The sequence below is a fragment of the Roseisolibacter sp. H3M3-2 genome (genome assembly GCF_029211165.1).
In the GTDB taxonomy this organism is placed as follows: domain Bacteria; phylum Gemmatimonadota; class Gemmatimonadetes; order Gemmatimonadales; family Gemmatimonadaceae; genus Roseisolibacter.
On record NZ_JARGEK010000106.1, the window covers coordinates 1 to 13,468 of the forward strand.

The following is a 13,468-nucleotide window of genomic DNA, read 5'->3' on the forward strand; positions in this document are numbered from 1 at the left end:
GTCCTGCGGCGCGGCCGCGCGCTCGCGGTGCGGCTCCTCGCCCGCCACGCCGACCGCGCCCGCACGCGCGCGCCGCGGCCGGCGCCCTAGCGATTTTCGGATCGTTCCGCTACGAACTCCGCGTCAGCGCCCGGAACGCGGCGTGGACCACCGCGTCCGTCACCAGCTCCGGCGTGAGCAGCCGCTGGAAGGTGAGCCCCTCGACCAGGGCGTCGATCACGCGCACCAGGACGTCGGGCGCCATCGGCAGCTCCCGCTCGTCGAAGTTGGCGCGCAGCCACGCCGCGCCCCCGTCGTACCCCGCGGCCATGACGTCGCGGAAGCGCGACCGCACGTCGTCGTGGCGCAGCGCGTACGCCCGGAACGTCAGCGCCCCCACGGCGGCGGGCTCGCGGTGCCGCAGCGCCTCCAGCGTCGCCGCCGCCATCGCCTCCATCAGCGTCGCGAAGCTGTCGCCGGGCCGGAAGGCGGGGGTGACGGGCCCCCACTGTCGCTCGGCGAGGGCCATGAAGAGGTCGTCGCGGTTCCGGAAGTTGCCGTAGATCGCGCCCGTGCTGACGCCGGCGCGCTCGGCGATCTGCTGCAGCGTCGTCCGCTCGAACCCCTGCTCGCGCGTGAGCGACAGCGCCGCGTCCAGCAGCCGCGCGCGCGTCCGCGCGCGCTTGTCGCCCTTCGGCCTCCCCCCCCCGGCGCCGTTGACCATGCCGGGAATGTAGCGGCTTTATTTTGTAATCGCGTTACATTACGTTCGCGGGATGACCACCCCCTCCACCGCGCGGCCCGCCCTGGATGCCCTCGTCGCCGAGGGCCAGCTGGCGGGGGCCGTGGCGCTCGCCTGGCGCGACGGCCGGGTGCGCACCGCCCTCACCACCGGCTGGCGCGACGTCGAGTCGCGGGCGCCGATGCGGCGCGACGCCCTCTTCCGGATCGCCTCGCTCACCAAGCCGGTGACCTCGGTCGCCGCGCTCATGCTGCACCGCGAGGGCCGCTTCGCCCTCGACGACCCGGTCGCCGCGTGGGCGCCCGAGCTGCGCGACCCGCGCGTGCTGCGGGCGCCGGACGGCCCGCTCGACGACACCGTCCCGGCGGAGCGCCCGATCACCTTCCGCGACCTGCTCACGCACCGCGCGGGGTTCACGTACGGCGCGTTCCACGCGGGCCCGCTCCGGGACGCCTACCGCGCGGCGCTCGGCGCCGACATCGACAGCCACCGCACGCCCGACGCGTGGATCGCGGGGCTCGGCACCCTGCCGCTCCTCGACCAGCCGGGGCGCGCGTTCCACTACGGCGTCTCCACCGACCTCCTCGGCCTCCTGCTCGCGCGGATGGAGGACGCGCCGCTCGGGGACGTGCTCCGCCGGCGGATCCTCGCGCCGCTCGGCATGGACGACACGCGCTTCGACCTGCCCGACGCGCAGCGCGATCGCGCGGCGGGCATGTACGGCTTCGACGCGCACGGCGCGCTGGAGCGCCGCGACGCCCACCCGCCGCACGAGCCCGCGTTCCTGCCGCGCCGTCCGCCCGGCACCACCTTCGTGTCGGGGGGCGCCGGCCTGTGGTCGACGGCGGACGACTACCTGAGGTTCGCGCGCCTGTTCGTCGGAGGCGGCGCCGTCGACGGCGTGCGCCTCCTCGACGCGGAGACGCTGCGCCTGATGACGACCAACGCGCTGACGCCGGCGCAGATCGCCGGCGCCCGGACGCTCGGCCGCCGCACGTTCGTGGGGCAGGGCTTCGGCCTGGGCGTCGCGGTGGTGCTCGACCCCGGCGACGCGAACGTCCTCCTCTGCCGCGGCAGCGCGGGGACGGTGGGGTGGCCGGGCGCGTACGGCGGGTGGTGGCAGGCCGACCCGACCGACGGCTCGGCGCTCGTGCTCCTGGCGCACAACGCGCTCGACCTCGAGCGGGCGGCCCAGGGCTTCGGGCTCGGCGTGTACGCCGCCGTCGCGGCGTTCCACGCTTCCGAAGCCGCCGCGGCCGGCTAGTCTCTCCGCACCCCGCGCCCGACCGATGATTCGCGGCGCGTCGGCCGGTCCATGGGGAGAACGCGCTGCTGGCGCAGCCCGAACCTCCGACCCCTCTCCACGAGTCCCCGCATGCAGAACACGCCGAGCACCCCGATCACCGTCGAGACCACCGTCGCCGCCCCCGCGGACCGCGTCTGGCGCGCCTACACGACCCCCGAGGCGATCACGCAGTGGAACGCCGCCTCCGACGACTGGCACACCACCGCCGCCACCGTCGACCTGCGCCCCGGCGGCGCGTTCTCGTCGCGCATGGAGGCGAAGGACGGCAGCATGGGCTTCGACTTCGCCGGCACGTACACCGACGTCGTCGCGCACGAGCGGCTCGCCTACACGTTCGGCGACCGCACCGCCGAGATCACGTTCCGCCCCGTGGCCGGCGGCACCGCCGTGCGCGTGACCTTCGACGCCGAGGACACGCACCCGGTCGAGATGCAGCGGCAGGGGTGGCAGGCGATCCTGGACAACTTCAAGCGCTACGTCGAGGCCGGGGCGCGCTAGCTCCCGGCGCCGGCCTTCGGCCACGCGTCGACCAGCGCCACCATCCGCGCGCGCGTCGCCGCGTCGGGGAGCCGGCCGACGCCGCCGGCGATGTTGTCGGCCATGTTCGCCGCGCGGCTCGTCGCCGGCGTGATCGCGGTGACGGCCGGGTGGCTCGCCACGAACTTGAGGAAGAACTGCGCCCAGGTGCGCGCGTCGAAGTCGGCGGCCCACGCCGGCACCTCGCGCCCCGCGGCGCGGGCCCAGAGCCGCGTGCGCCCGAACGGCGCGTACACCAGCACGCCGACCTTCCGCTCCTGCGCCAGCGGGAGGATCGTCTGCTCGACCTCGCGGTTGTCGATCGCGTAGTCGACGCCGACGAAGTCGATCGGCTCGTTGCGCATCAGCGTCGCGAGCTCGGCGTACTGCCGCTCGTCGGTGCTCGTGAGGCCGACGTAGCGCACGCGCCCCTCGCGCTTCAGCGTCTTGAGCAGGCCGAACTGCGTCGGCACGTCGCCGAGGCTGTGCACCTGGACCAGGTCGAGCGGGCGCTTGCCGAGGCGCTGGAACGAGGTCTCGATCTGCGCGCGCGCGGCCGCCGGGTCGGCCGCGCCGCCGCCGCGGGCGACGTTCACCTTGGTCGCCCAGAAGATGCGGTCGGTGAGCCCGAGCTCGCGCGCGACGCGCCCCGCGACCTCCTCGGACGCGCCGTAGCTCGGCGCGGTGTCGAACACCCGCCCGCCCTGCTCGACCAGCGTGCGCAGCACGTCCCGGATCGCGCCGACGTCGGCGCCGCGCGCGACCTGCGAGAAGGTGGCGGAGCTCCCGAGGCCGACCAGCGGGATGCGCTCGCCGGTGGAGGGGATCGCGCGCGTGAGGAGCTGTCCCGGCTTCGCCGGCTGGGGCGGCTGCAGCGCGCGCAGGAGGCCCGGGTCGAGGGCGAGCGCGGTTCCCGCGCCGAGGGAGAGGCGTAGCCACTCGCGGCGTGCGATCATCCGGGTCTCCGGGGTGCGGCGTGGGGTCGTGCGTGCGGCGGGCGTCAGGGCTCCGTGCCGAGGTGCGTGGCCAGCCAGGCGTACCGGTCGACGATCGCCTGCGGGTTCAGCCCGTGGCCCGTGTCGTAGTAGAGCGCCTCCTTCGGGCTCGACGCGGCGTCGTACAGCGCCTGCGCGTCCGCGAGCAGCACGTTGGCGTCGAACTTCCCGATCTGGAAGAGCAGCGCCGTCGGCGCCGCGTTCGGGATGAACCGGATCGGCTCGATCGGGACGTTCTCGCGGAACCAGGCGGCGCGCGCGGCGCAGGTGGAGAACGTGTTGAGCTGCGGCAGGAGGACCGCGTTGGTCACCGCCGTGACGTGCCCGCCCATCCCCGCGGCGAGCACCGCGGCCTTGAGGCGCCGCTCGACCCCGACGAAGCCCGCGCCCATCATCGCGCCGTAGCTGTAGCCGAGGAAGCCGATGCGCGCCGGGTCGACGCTCTCCTGCGCGACCAGCACGTCGACGGCGCGCTGCAGGTCCTGCATGAGCTGGATGTGCTCGGGCCGGTCGCGCATGTCCAGCGGGAACTGCGGGGACGACGTCCCGTTGCGGCGGGCGTACGGGTGGTCGATCCCGATCACGATGGCGCCGCGCTGCGCCGCCTCCTGCATCATGAAGATCGCGGCCCGCGCGCCCTGGGCCGGGCCCGAGGGGCTCGTGGAGGCGTGCATGACCACGAGGCCGGGACGCCGCCCCGTGCGCCCGACCTGCTCGACCATCAGCCCGGTCACCGTCCCGCCCGCCGGACTGTCGTAGGAGATGACGCTGCGCTGCAGGCCGTTGACCGTCGCCTCGACCGTCCGCTTGAGGTTCAGCGGCGCGTCGGCGTCGTACGCGAACAGGGCGCGGTCCGCCGCGGTCGCCGGACCGCCGAAGTCGGGGCGCGCGACCTTGCAGCTGTCGGCCCCCGACGCCGTCGCGCGGCCGAGGACGAACGCGGACGGGGTGGCCTGCGCGCCGCTCGCGACGGTGACCGCCGCCGCGCCCGCCGGGCCCGCGGTGAAGCCGGCCGGCGGCGTGACCGTCAGCGTGTACGCGCCCGGGGGCACGTTCGCGAAGGCGTAGACGCCGTCGGCGCCGCTGCTCGTGGTGCGCGCGCCCTGCGCGTTCCCGGTGAGCGCGACCGCGGCGTTCGCCACGGTGGCGCCGGCGGCGTCGGTGACGGTGCCGCGGATGCTTCCGTTGGCGGTGCCGGCGGTGCCGATCGGGTCGCCGCCTCCGCACGCGAACAGCAGGACGGCCGACAGGACGGTCGATGCGGCCGCGCCGGCGCGCCGCACCCGCGTGATCGTGAGGGACATGGCGTCTCGGGTGGGAATGATCGCGGGGCGCGTCGCCTCAGCAGGCGCTCACGACGGCGGTCCCTCCCGCCATCCGCTGCCAGCCGATCGCCGCCTCCCGCGACGGCAGCCAGCTCGCGCTCGCGCGCGCGGCGCCGTAGCACGCGTGCGTGGCGATCGCGCCGCTCGACCGGTCGCCGAGCCAGCCGGCGGTCTCGGTCATCGCGCGGAGCGGCGCCCCCGGGGTCGCCGGCAGGCGCGCGGCGAGGACCGCGGCGATCCAGTCGAACATCAGGTCGAGGTCGAGGATCGGCCCGTGGCCGAACGCGTCGGTCGAGAGCGACCACGGCGCCCCGGCGGCCCGCCCGGCCTCGAACACGGGGGTGATGTTCGCGACCCGGTGCGCGTCGTCCAGCCGGCCGACGAGGAAGAAGGCCGGGACGGCGGCCGCGCCCTGCGCGGGGCCGAGGGCGTGGCAGCCGCCCTTCATCGTGACGAAGCCGGCGACGCGCGCGGCGTGCGCGCGCGTGAAGCCGTACGCGGTGCACCCGCCCTGCGAGTGCCCGACGAACAGGATGGGCACGTCCGCCAGCTCCGGGTGCGCGCTCTGCGTGCCGAACTGCGCGAGCGCCTGCAGCAGCCGCTCGTAGTCCGCCGGCTGGTCGAGCAGCGTCGTCGTGCCGACGAGCGCCACCTCGCCGCCCGCGAGCTGCAGCGCGCGCTGCTTCACCTCCGCCAGCTCGGCGGTCGTGCACCAGATGGGGCACGGCAGGGTGCCCGGGGCGCCGGTGACGACGCGGCGCGAGTCGAGCGGGTTGCCGGTCGGCCCGTCGCGCAGGCCGGGGAGGAAGACGATCGCCGCGCGGTACCGCGCGACGCCGGGGGGCAGGTACGCGACGGCCGTCTGGTAGGAGAACAGCGCCTGCGGCGTCAGCACGAGGTCGTGCACGTTGGCGCCCGCAGCCAGCGTGACGGTGTCCGAGCGCGGGTCGAAGCGCGGCGCGCTGGCGACGATCGTCGCGCCGCCGACCGGCACGTTCGGGAGCTCGAAGCGTCCGCCGGCGCCGGTCGTGACGCTCAGCGTGCCGACCTTCACGGTCGCGCCCTCGATCGCGCCCCCGCTCGCGTCCTTGACCACGCCGGAGACGGTGGCCGTCGCGGCCGGCGGCGTGCCCGGGTCGCCGGGGCCGTTGCTTCCCCCGCACGCGGCGACGACGAGCGACGCGAGGAGGGTGACGAGGAGCCTGGGCATCGCGGAGGCGAGAGATGACGACGTCATTCGCAGCTGACCGCGGGCTTGTAGGTCTGGTTGTGGAGGCTGCCGGAGGCGCCGCCGACGTTCGTGCCGCCGCCGGTCACCCACACCAGCCCCCCCACGTACGCCGCGCCCACCACGCCGTGGATCGGGATCGGCATCGCCCGCAGGCTCGCCCACCGGTCGGCGCGCGGGTCGTAGTAGTCGTGGTCCGGCGTCATCCCCGTCGGCGCCTCCCCGCCCCACACGTGGAAGCACCCCCGCGCCACCGCCCCGTTCATCCCGCTCCGCCCCCGCAGCATCGGCGCCGCCGCCGTCCACCGCCGCGCGGCCGGGTCGTAGACCTCGTGCGCGTCCGACTTCACCGGCGAGAGCCCGTTGCCCAGCCGCCCGCCCACCACGTGCACCCGCCCCCCGATCGCCGCGCCGGCCACGTGGTTGCGCTGGCTCGGCAGGTCCGGCAGCACCTCCCACGCGTCGGCCGCCGGGTCGTAGGCGGCGAAGTCGTTCCCCCGCGGCACCCGCCCCCCCGCCACGTAGATCTTCCCCCCCAGCGCCACGGCCACGCCGCCGCTCCGCGCGGTGGGCATCGGCGCCTTCTCGACCCACGTGCCCCGCGCCGGGTCCAGCTCCCAGACGGTGTTGACCGCGGTCAGCCCGTTCTGGTCGTCGGTGACCTGGCCGCCGAGCAGGTAGACCCGGCCGCCGACCGCCGCGGCCATGCCGTGGTTGTTGGGCTCCGGCAGCGGCGGGCCCAGCTCCCAGCGGTCGGCCGCCACGTCGTAGACCTGCACCGTGCGCGACGTCCGGTTGGGGCCCATCTGCGGCGGGTAGCCGCCGAGCACGTAGAGCTTCCCCCCCGCCTCGGCGAGCGCGTACTCGGAGTTGTTGGCCAGCAGGTTGGCCTTCGTCCCCCACTCGCCCTTGTCGGCGGGGGCGAGGACGACGTCGAGCGTGTTGCTCCCGGCGACCAGGGTGACGGTCTGGGAGCGCGGGTCGAAGTCGGGCGCGCTGGCGACGACGAGGGCGCTGCCGACGGGGACGCCGGGGAGCGCGAAGCGGCCGTCGGCGCCGGTGGTGGCGGTGAGGGCGCCGACCGACACGGAGGCGCCGGCGATGACGGCGCCGGCGGCGTCCTTCACCACGCCGGCCACCGTCGCGGTCGCGCTCCCCGTCGGGTCGCCGCCGCCGCCGCCGCACGCGACGAGGACGAGGGACGCGGCCAGCGCCGCGAACGTACGGATCGTGTGCTTCGTCAGCATGCTGTGCGTCGATGGGGAGAGTCGGCCGCTCCGGCGCCCGCCCACGCACCATGACGTCGAATGGATACATCAGCAAGGAACGGGGACCGGATTGGCCGTTTCACGACATCAACGTGCCGTGGGCCGGTACGAGTCGTTCGCGCGCCGCGCGACGCCGCGGCCGCGCCGCACGTCGGGATTGCGGCCCCCATCGTCGCGCGGCATCTATGCCCGGCCGGCCTCCCCTCCCACCCGTGACGCGATGCGCGGAACAGCACTCGGTCCCCCCGCCCTGCGCGCGGTGCTGCTGCGCGTCGCGCTCGTCCCGGTCATCGCGACGCTCAACTTCGTGATCAACCTGTTCTCGGCGGTGATGGTGAGCGCGCCGGGGCGCGGACGGCCGCCGCTGCCGCCGCTGCTGCGCCTCTACTGGGTCGGCGCGATCCCCGCGCTCTCGTGGGTGATCCTGAGCGTCCCCGTGCAGGCGGCGACGCGCCGGCTGGTGGGGAGGCGGGTCGCCGTCGCCGTCCTGGCGCACGTCGCGGTGGCCGCCGCGTTCCTGGTCTCGAACAGCCTGCTCATCGTCGGCCTGCGCGTCGTCGTCGGGATCGCGAACCCGCACCTGCCGTACTGGGGGGAGGTGGGGCAGCACACGTTCGGCACGCTGCCGACGAACGTGCTGGTGTACGGCGCGCTCGTCGCCGGGACGCTGGCGTGGGACAACTGGCGGCTGTCGGTCCGCCGCGAGCGCACCGCCGCGCGGCTGTCGGCGGAGCTGACGCGCGCGGAGCTGGCCGCGCTGCGCTCCAAGGTGCAGCCGCACTTCCTCTTCAACGCGCTGCACGGCATCTCGTCGGTCATGGACACCGACGTGCCGCGGGCGCGGCGGATGATGGTCGCGCTGAGCCAGCTGCTGCGCACGAGCCTCCAGGCGGGGGGCGAGCGCGTGCGCCTCGAGCAGGAGGTGCAGTTCACGCGCGACTACCTCGACCTCCAGCAGATGCGCTTCGAGGAGCGGCTCGGCTACGACCTGGACGTCGCCGCGCGCCCGCACGTGCGCGTCCTCCCGTTCGTGCTGCAGCCGCTCGTCGAGAACGCCGTGGTCCACGGCATGGCCGACCGCGCCGAGCCGACGCGGGTGCGCGTGGCCGTCCGCGAGTCGGCGGGCGGGGTGGAGATCGACGTCAGCGACGACGGGCCCGGGTTCCCGGCGGGGATCCTCGACGGCACGCGGCCGCTCGGCGTCGGCCTCGGCGCGCTGCGCGCGCGGGTGCACGCGCTGCCCGCCGGGCGCGGGGCGATGACGCTGAGCAACCGCCCGGACGGCGGCGCGCGCGTGACCGTGCGGCTCCCCGCCCACGACGAGGACGCCCCGGATGCCTGACCCGATCCGCTGCGTCATCGCCGACGACGAGCCGCCGGCGCGCCGCCTGCTGCGGCGCTTCCTGGACGAGCGCGACGACATCGTGGTCGCCGCGGAGGCGGGGAGCGGCCGCGAGGCGGTGGACGCGATCCGCCTCGCGAGCCCGGACGTGGTGTTCCTCGACGTGTCGATGCCGGAGCTCAACGGCTTCGAGGTGCTCGCGTCGCTCCCCGCGGACGAGGCGCCGCTGGTCGTCTTCGTCACCGCGTACGACGAGTACGCGGTGCGCGCGTTCGACGTGAACGCGGTGGACTACCTGCTCAAGCCGTTCGAGGGGGGCCGCGTGCACGCGGCGGTCGACCGCGTCGTCGCGGCGATCGAGCGCGAGAGCGGCGCCGCCCGCGACCGCGCGCGCGCCGCGCTCCCGCCCGCGGCCGACGGCCGGGAGCGGACGTACCTGCGCCGGCTCGCGGTGCCGCACGGCGAGCGCTCCGAGATCATCCGCGTCGAGGCCATCGACCGCTTCGAGGCCGAGCGCAAGTACGTGCGCCTCTGGACCGGCGGCCGCTCGCACCTGGTGCGCCGGCCGATCTCGCTGATGGCGAAGGTGCTGGACCCGGCGGTCTTCGTGCAGCTGTCGCGGTCGGCGATCGTGAACATCGAGCGCATCCGCGAGGTCGTGCAGCCGACGCCCCGCGACTGCCACGTGAGGCTCGAGGACGGCGCGCGCGTCAAGGTCACGCGCGGCTACCAGGGCGTGGTGGACCGCCTCCTGTTCGACCTCGAGTAGCGCGCGCCGCGCCGCGGCGGCGGCGCGGCTCAGCGGAAGGTCGAGAACAGGTCGTGCGTCGGGAACGACGTCGTCTGCGCGAGCGCGCTCCACAGCGCGGCGTCCAGCTCGCCGTCGAAGGCGCCGCCCGCGGAGCGCGCGTTGAACAGCGCCACCCACGCAAAGCCGTGGTACGAGCGCACGAGGAGGGCCGTGGTGCCGGGGAGCGACCCGCCGTGCCACCAGCTCGCGTCGCCCTGGGTCGGGCGCACCAGCCATCCGGCCGCGTAGTAGCACGCGCCGCCGGCGCACACCGCGGGGCCCGTGCCGGTCATCGCCGCGACCGTCGCGGCGCCGAGGATGTCGGGGCGGCCGGCGCGGCCGTCGACGCCGGCCACGAAGCGCAGGAGGTCGACGGCCGACGAGACCCAGCCGCCGTGCGCGTCCATCGCCTCGACGTGGAAGCCGCCGTAGTTCACGGGCGCCGCGCCGTCGGCCGCGAAGACCGACGGCACCAGCGGCGCGTTCAGCGCCATGCCGGGGAAGTAGTACCGCACCTCGTCGGCGAGCGCGTCGCCGATGCGCGTCCGGCCCTGCCGCGTGCGCACGGCGCCCACGGGCTGCAGCACGCGGGCGCGCACGTACTCCTCGTACGGCATGCCGCTCGCGCGCTCGATCACGCGGCCGAGGATGGCGTAGCCGAAGTTCGAGTAGGCGTACCGCTCGCCGGGCGCGAAGTCCAGCGGCATCCCCTTCATGTAGCGGATCACCGTCTCGGCGGACGCCGGCGCGGGCGCGTTCACCGCGGCCGCGGCGATCGCCGGCCGGAACATCGGGTCGAAGCCGCCGTTCGGCCGGTCGCGGTCCCAGCCGCCGGTGTGCGTGAGCAGGTGCCGGACCGTCACCTGCTCCCAGCGCGGGTCGACGGCCGCCCCCGGCGCGGGAGCGAGGTGCGCGACGAACGGCGCCACGCGGTCGTCGAGCGCGAGCCGCCCCGCCTCGACGAGCGTCATGACGGCGGCGGCGGTGATCGGCTTGGACACGCTGGCGATGCGGAACAGCGCGTCGGGCTGCACGGGCGTCCTGCCCTCCACGTCCGCGTAGCCGAAGCCGCGCGCGTAGAGCAGCCGGCCGTCGCGCACCACGGCGACCGCGCCGCCCGGGATGCCGTGCTTGCGCATCAGCTCCGGGATCACCGCGTCGTACGCCCCCATCCCCGGCACGGCGGCGCCGGTGATCGGCGTCGCCTGCTGCGCGGGCGGCGCGACCGGGGGCGCGCCCGGGGGCGCGACGGGCGGCGGCTCCTCCCCGCCGCAGGAGAGCAGCGCCGCGAGGCCGACGGCGGCGCACGTGCGCGTCACGGGGCCGTCCGGGTGGAACCGTGCACGGTCGCGCATCGCCGCCTCCGCGTCGGGTCGCTACTTCCGTTCGAGCTGGACGCGCTGCGGGCCCTGCGGCCCCTGCTGCTCGAGCGTCGCCCCCGTGACCCTGCCCTGGGCGTCGAGCCGGAACTCGAAGATCGGCCCGCGCGGGTCCTGGAAGCGCGTCTCCGTGCGGGCGTTCAGCGGGAGCTCGGGATTGCTCCCCGCCTTCACGAGCAGCCGCGCGCCGTCGCGGCGGAAGCTCACGACGTTGCCCGAGGGCAGCGCGTACTCGCCGACGTAGCGGTCGAGGACCGCCGCCGACACCGCGATGCCGGGGGCCGCCGCTGGGTTCTGCGGGAGCGGCGGCAGCGCGGGGAGCGCGTCGACGAACGCCGCCATGCGCCGGCGCGTCGCCTCGTCCGGCAGCCGCCCGACGCCGCCGCGCAGGTTGTCCGCCATGTGCGTCGCCTTCGTGGTGCCCACGCGCGCGACGGTGACGGCCGGGTGGCCGAGCACGTACTTGAGGAAGAACTGCGCCCACGTCGTCGCGTCGAACTCCGCGGCCCACTCCGGGACCGGCCGGTCGCCGACGCGCACGAAGAGGTTGCGCCCCATCCCGCCGCAGCTCGCCCCCCCGTTGTTGTTGAACGGGAAGAACGCCAGCACCCCGATCTTCCGCTCGGCCGCGAGCGGCAGGATCGTCTCCTCGACCTTGCGGTTGCTCACGTCGTAGTCGACGCCGATGAAGTCGAGCGGCTCGTTGCGCATGAGCGCCTCGAGCTGCGCGGCCTGGAAGTTCACCGCGATCGTCTGCGCGCCGATGTAGCGCACGCGCCCCGCCTTCTTCTCCTCCTTGAGCGCGGCGAGCCACGTCGGGTCGCCCGTCGCCGGCAGCATGACGAGGTCCAGCTTCGGCGCCTTCGTGCGCGCCAGCAGCGTGTCGATGTGCGAGTTCACCGTGGCGGCGCCCGGCGCGGGCGGCCCCGCCGGGCCGCCGGGGACGAACCCGCGCGCGGTCCAGAACACCTTCTCCTGGACCCCGAGCTCGTTGGCGAGCGTGGCGTGGAACTGCTCCGACCGGTCGTTGCCGTGCAGCGCGTCGAGGACCCGCCCCCCGCCGTCGACGAACGCCCTGAACACCTCGCGCAGCGCCGCGGGGTCCGCGCACGACACGTGGTTGGAGAACGACAGCCCGACGGCCGGCAGCATCTCGCCGGTCGAGGGGACGGCCCGCGTGAGGAGCTTCCCCGCGGGCTGCCCGAGGGCGCGGAGCAGCTCGGGGGTGAGCGCCAGCGTCGCGCCCGCGCCGAGGGTGATGCCGAGGAAGTCGCGACGGGTGACCATGCGGGGTTCCGGGTGGGTGTGCGCGGGCCGGTCAGTACTTCACGTCGCAACCATACGGCTGCGTCTGCGCGACCGCGATGGGCGCGCCCGTCAAACCGGCGTCCAGGGCGGACCGGACGTAGTTCGTCGCCTCGGCGATGTCCTTGAACTTCGCGGTCGGCCGGTCGTCGATCGCGCCCGAGTACCGCAGCACCCCCTCGGGGTCGATGATCGCGTACTGCGGCGTGTTCCGCGCGCCGTAGAGCCGCCCGAGCGTGCCGGCGGTGTCGCGGATGACGGCGGCCGGCGCCGCCCCCTTCTCGCGCGTCAGCGCGTCCGCCTCGGCCGCCGTGGTGAAGCCCTGCCTCCCGGGCCCGGACGAGACCACCGACAGCCAGACGACGCGGTTCGCGTAGTCGCGCTGCATCGCCTGCGTGTTGCCGGCGCCGCCGTCGATGGGCTTGTAGTGCTTCTTGGAGTACGGGCACTCGTGGTTGAACCACTCGAGCACGACCCACCGGCCGCGGTAGTCGTCGAGGGAGTGGGTGGCGCCGCGCGTGTCGACCGCGGTGAACGCGGGCGCCGCGACGCCGACCTTCGGCGCCGCGCTCGGGTCGGGCGGCGGCGCGCTCGGCGCCCCCCCGCCGCCCGCGGCGTTGAGCGCCATCGCGGCCAGGTCGCCGGGCGCCAGCCCGACGGTCAGGTTGGCGACCACCAGCCCGGCGGCGACGACGCCGGCGGCGGCCCCGAGGCCGACGAGGAGGCGCTTGCCCAGGGGGCGCTTCGGCGAAGACATGATGCGGACCTCGATGCGGGAGACGGAGGACGAGCGGGAGCGACGCGGCGGCGCGGTCAGCGCGCCGGGGCCGCGGAGAGCGTCGCCGGCCGGACGGCGGCGGCGTCGAGCGCGCGGGTGACGATCCCCGGCGTGAGCAGCGTCGGGAGGAGCGCCGGCGCCGCGGCGCGGTCGCGGCCGTAGAGCACCACGAACGGGACGCTGTTGCGGCCGAACGCGGCGAGCGCGCGCGTCACGGCCGGGTCGCGCGTGGTCCAGTCGGCGCGCAGGAGCACGACGTCGTGCGCGCGGATCGACGCGCGCACCGCCTCCGAGGCGAGGGCGACGCGCTCGTTGACCTTGCAGGTGAGGCACCAGTCGGCGGTGAAGTCGAGCAGCACCACGCGGCCGCTGTCGCGCAGCGCCGCGAGCACGGCGGCGTCGTACGGCCGCCACGGCAGCGCGCCCGCCGCCGCGGCGTCGGTCGTCCCGGTCGTCGCCGCGGCGCCAAGTCGGAGGCCAAGCGGTCTTAGGAAGACAAATCGTGGTCTCAACTC

Annotated in this window: 13 protein-coding genes; 4 read left to right on the forward strand and 9 right to left on the reverse strand. The window is 75.5% G+C overall.

Annotated elements, in window-relative coordinates; genetic code table 11:
• Window positions 1-109 precede the first annotated feature (109 nt).
• Window positions 110-703 (reverse strand): TetR/AcrR family transcriptional regulator, encoded by a 594-nt coding sequence (locus PYV61_RS10895; RefSeq protein ID WP_275831291.1) that lies wholly within the window; start codon window positions 701-703, stop codon window positions 110-112.
• 52 nt (window positions 704-755) lie between these two features.
• On the opposite strand from PYV61_RS10895, the gene PYV61_RS10900 reads away from it, so the two are divergent.
• Both PYV61_RS10900 and PYV61_RS10905 read left to right on the forward strand, forming a co-directional pair.
• Window positions 756-1,985 carry a serine hydrolase domain-containing protein gene (locus tag PYV61_RS10900; protein ID WP_275831293.1) on the forward strand — a complete coding sequence of 410 codons (1,230 nt, stop codon included), beginning with the start codon at window positions 756-758 and terminating at the stop codon, window positions 1,983-1,985.
• 111 nt (window positions 1,986-2,096) lie between these two features.
• On the forward strand, window positions 2,097-2,525 hold the full coding sequence (locus PYV61_RS10905) for an SRPBCC family protein (protein WP_275831296.1): 429 nt from the start codon (window positions 2,097-2,099) through the stop codon (window positions 2,523-2,525).
• Here the strand turns inward: PYV61_RS10905 and PYV61_RS10910 are convergent.
• From PYV61_RS10910 to PYV61_RS10925, 4 genes are read right to left on the reverse strand one after another with little or no spacing between them, the layout of a single operon-like run.
• Window positions 2,522-3,499, reverse strand: a complete 978-nt coding sequence (locus PYV61_RS10910; RefSeq protein ID WP_275831298.1) for an aldo/keto reductase — start codon at window positions 3,497-3,499, stop codon at window positions 2,522-2,524. The two genes, PYV61_RS10905 and PYV61_RS10910, sit on opposite strands and share 4 nt — an antisense overlap.
• A gap of 44 nt (window positions 3,500-3,543) precedes the next feature.
• Window positions 3,544-4,842 (reverse strand): carboxypeptidase regulatory-like domain-containing protein, encoded by a 1,299-nt coding sequence (locus PYV61_RS10915; protein WP_275831300.1) that lies wholly within the window; start codon window positions 4,840-4,842, stop codon window positions 3,544-3,546.
• A gap of 37 nt (window positions 4,843-4,879) precedes the next feature.
• The gene (locus PYV61_RS10920; protein ID WP_275831302.1) at window positions 4,880-6,073 is read right to left on the reverse strand and encodes a carboxypeptidase-like regulatory domain-containing protein; all 1,194 of its coding nucleotides are present in this window, start codon (window positions 6,071-6,073) and stop codon (window positions 4,880-4,882) included.
• A gap of 23 nt (window positions 6,074-6,096) precedes the next feature.
• The gene (locus PYV61_RS10925) at window positions 6,097-7,338 is read right to left on the reverse strand and encodes a carboxypeptidase regulatory-like domain-containing protein (RefSeq protein WP_275831305.1); all 1,242 of its coding nucleotides are present in this window, start codon (window positions 7,336-7,338) and stop codon (window positions 6,097-6,099) included.
• A gap of 241 nt (window positions 7,339-7,579) precedes the next feature.
• On the opposite strand from PYV61_RS10925, the gene PYV61_RS10930 reads away from it, so the two are divergent.
• Together PYV61_RS10930 and PYV61_RS10935 are read left to right on the forward strand one after the other, a co-directional pair.
• A complete protein-coding gene (locus PYV61_RS10930) occupies window positions 7,580-8,701 on the forward strand; it encodes a histidine kinase (protein ID WP_275831308.1) in 1,122 nt (373 codons plus the stop codon).
• Window positions 8,694-9,470, forward strand: a complete 777-nt coding sequence (locus tag PYV61_RS10935) for a LytTR family DNA-binding domain-containing protein (protein ID WP_275831310.1) — start codon at window positions 8,694-8,696, stop codon at window positions 9,468-9,470. Before PYV61_RS10930 ends, PYV61_RS10935 begins: the two co-directional genes overlap by 8 nt.
• A gap of 29 nt (window positions 9,471-9,499) precedes the next feature.
• On the opposite strand, the gene PYV61_RS10940 is transcribed toward PYV61_RS10935, so the two are convergent.
• The 4 genes from PYV61_RS10940 to PYV61_RS10955 all read right to left on the reverse strand — a co-directional run.
• Window positions 9,500-10,846 carry a serine hydrolase domain-containing protein gene (locus PYV61_RS10940; RefSeq protein WP_275831312.1) on the reverse strand — a complete coding sequence of 449 codons (1,347 nt, stop codon included), beginning with the start codon at window positions 10,844-10,846 and terminating at the stop codon, window positions 9,500-9,502.
• Between the two features lie 21 nt (window positions 10,847-10,867).
• Window positions 10,868-12,157, reverse strand: a complete 1,290-nt coding sequence (locus PYV61_RS10945) for an aldo/keto reductase (RefSeq protein WP_275831314.1) — start codon at window positions 12,155-12,157, stop codon at window positions 10,868-10,870.
• Window positions 12,158-12,188: 31 nt separating this feature from the next.
• Entirely contained in the window at window positions 12,189-12,932 is a 744-nt protein-coding gene (locus PYV61_RS10950) for a redoxin domain-containing protein (RefSeq protein ID WP_275831317.1), read from the reverse strand.
• Window positions 12,933-12,988: 56 nt separating this feature from the next.
• A partial coding sequence (locus tag PYV61_RS10955; protein ID WP_275831319.1) for a thioredoxin family protein occupies window positions 12,989-13,468 on the reverse strand: 480 nt, incomplete at its 5' end.

Excerpts from the sequence above, each read along its gene's own strand:
- PYV61_RS10895 (WP_275831291.1), bottom strand. The coding sequence starts at position 703 with ATGGTCAACGGCGCCGGGGGGGGGAGGCCGAAGGGCGACAAGCGCGCG.
- PYV61_RS10900 (WP_275831293.1), top strand. The coding sequence starts at position 756 with ATGACCACCCCCTCCACCGCGCGGCCCGCCCTGGATGCCCTCGTCGCC.
- PYV61_RS10905 (WP_275831296.1), top strand. The coding sequence starts at position 2,097 with ATGCAGAACACGCCGAGCACCCCGATCACCGTCGAGACCACCGTCGCC.
- PYV61_RS10910 (WP_275831298.1), bottom strand. The coding sequence starts at position 3,499 with ATGATCGCACGCCGCGAGTGGCTACGCCTCTCCCTCGGCGCGGGAACC.
- PYV61_RS10915 (WP_275831300.1), bottom strand. The coding sequence starts at position 4,842 with ATGTCCCTCACGATCACGCGGGTGCGGCGCGCCGGCGCGGCCGCATCG.
- PYV61_RS10920 (WP_275831302.1), bottom strand. The coding sequence starts at position 6,073 with ATGCCCAGGCTCCTCGTCACCCTCCTCGCGTCGCTCGTCGTCGCCGCG.
- PYV61_RS10925 (WP_275831305.1), bottom strand. The coding sequence starts at position 7,338 with ATGCTGACGAAGCACACGATCCGTACGTTCGCGGCGCTGGCCGCGTCC.
- PYV61_RS10930 (WP_275831308.1), top strand. The coding sequence starts at position 7,580 with ATGCGCGGAACAGCACTCGGTCCCCCCGCCCTGCGCGCGGTGCTGCTG.
- PYV61_RS10935 (WP_275831310.1), top strand. The coding sequence starts at position 8,694 with ATGCCTGACCCGATCCGCTGCGTCATCGCCGACGACGAGCCGCCGGCG.
- PYV61_RS10940 (WP_275831312.1), bottom strand. The coding sequence starts at position 10,846 with ATGCGCGACCGTGCACGGTTCCACCCGGACGGCCCCGTGACGCGCACG.
- PYV61_RS10945 (WP_275831314.1), bottom strand. The coding sequence starts at position 12,157 with ATGGTCACCCGTCGCGACTTCCTCGGCATCACCCTCGGCGCGGGCGCG.
- PYV61_RS10950 (WP_275831317.1), bottom strand. The coding sequence starts at position 12,932 with ATGTCTTCGCCGAAGCGCCCCCTGGGCAAGCGCCTCCTCGTCGGCCTC.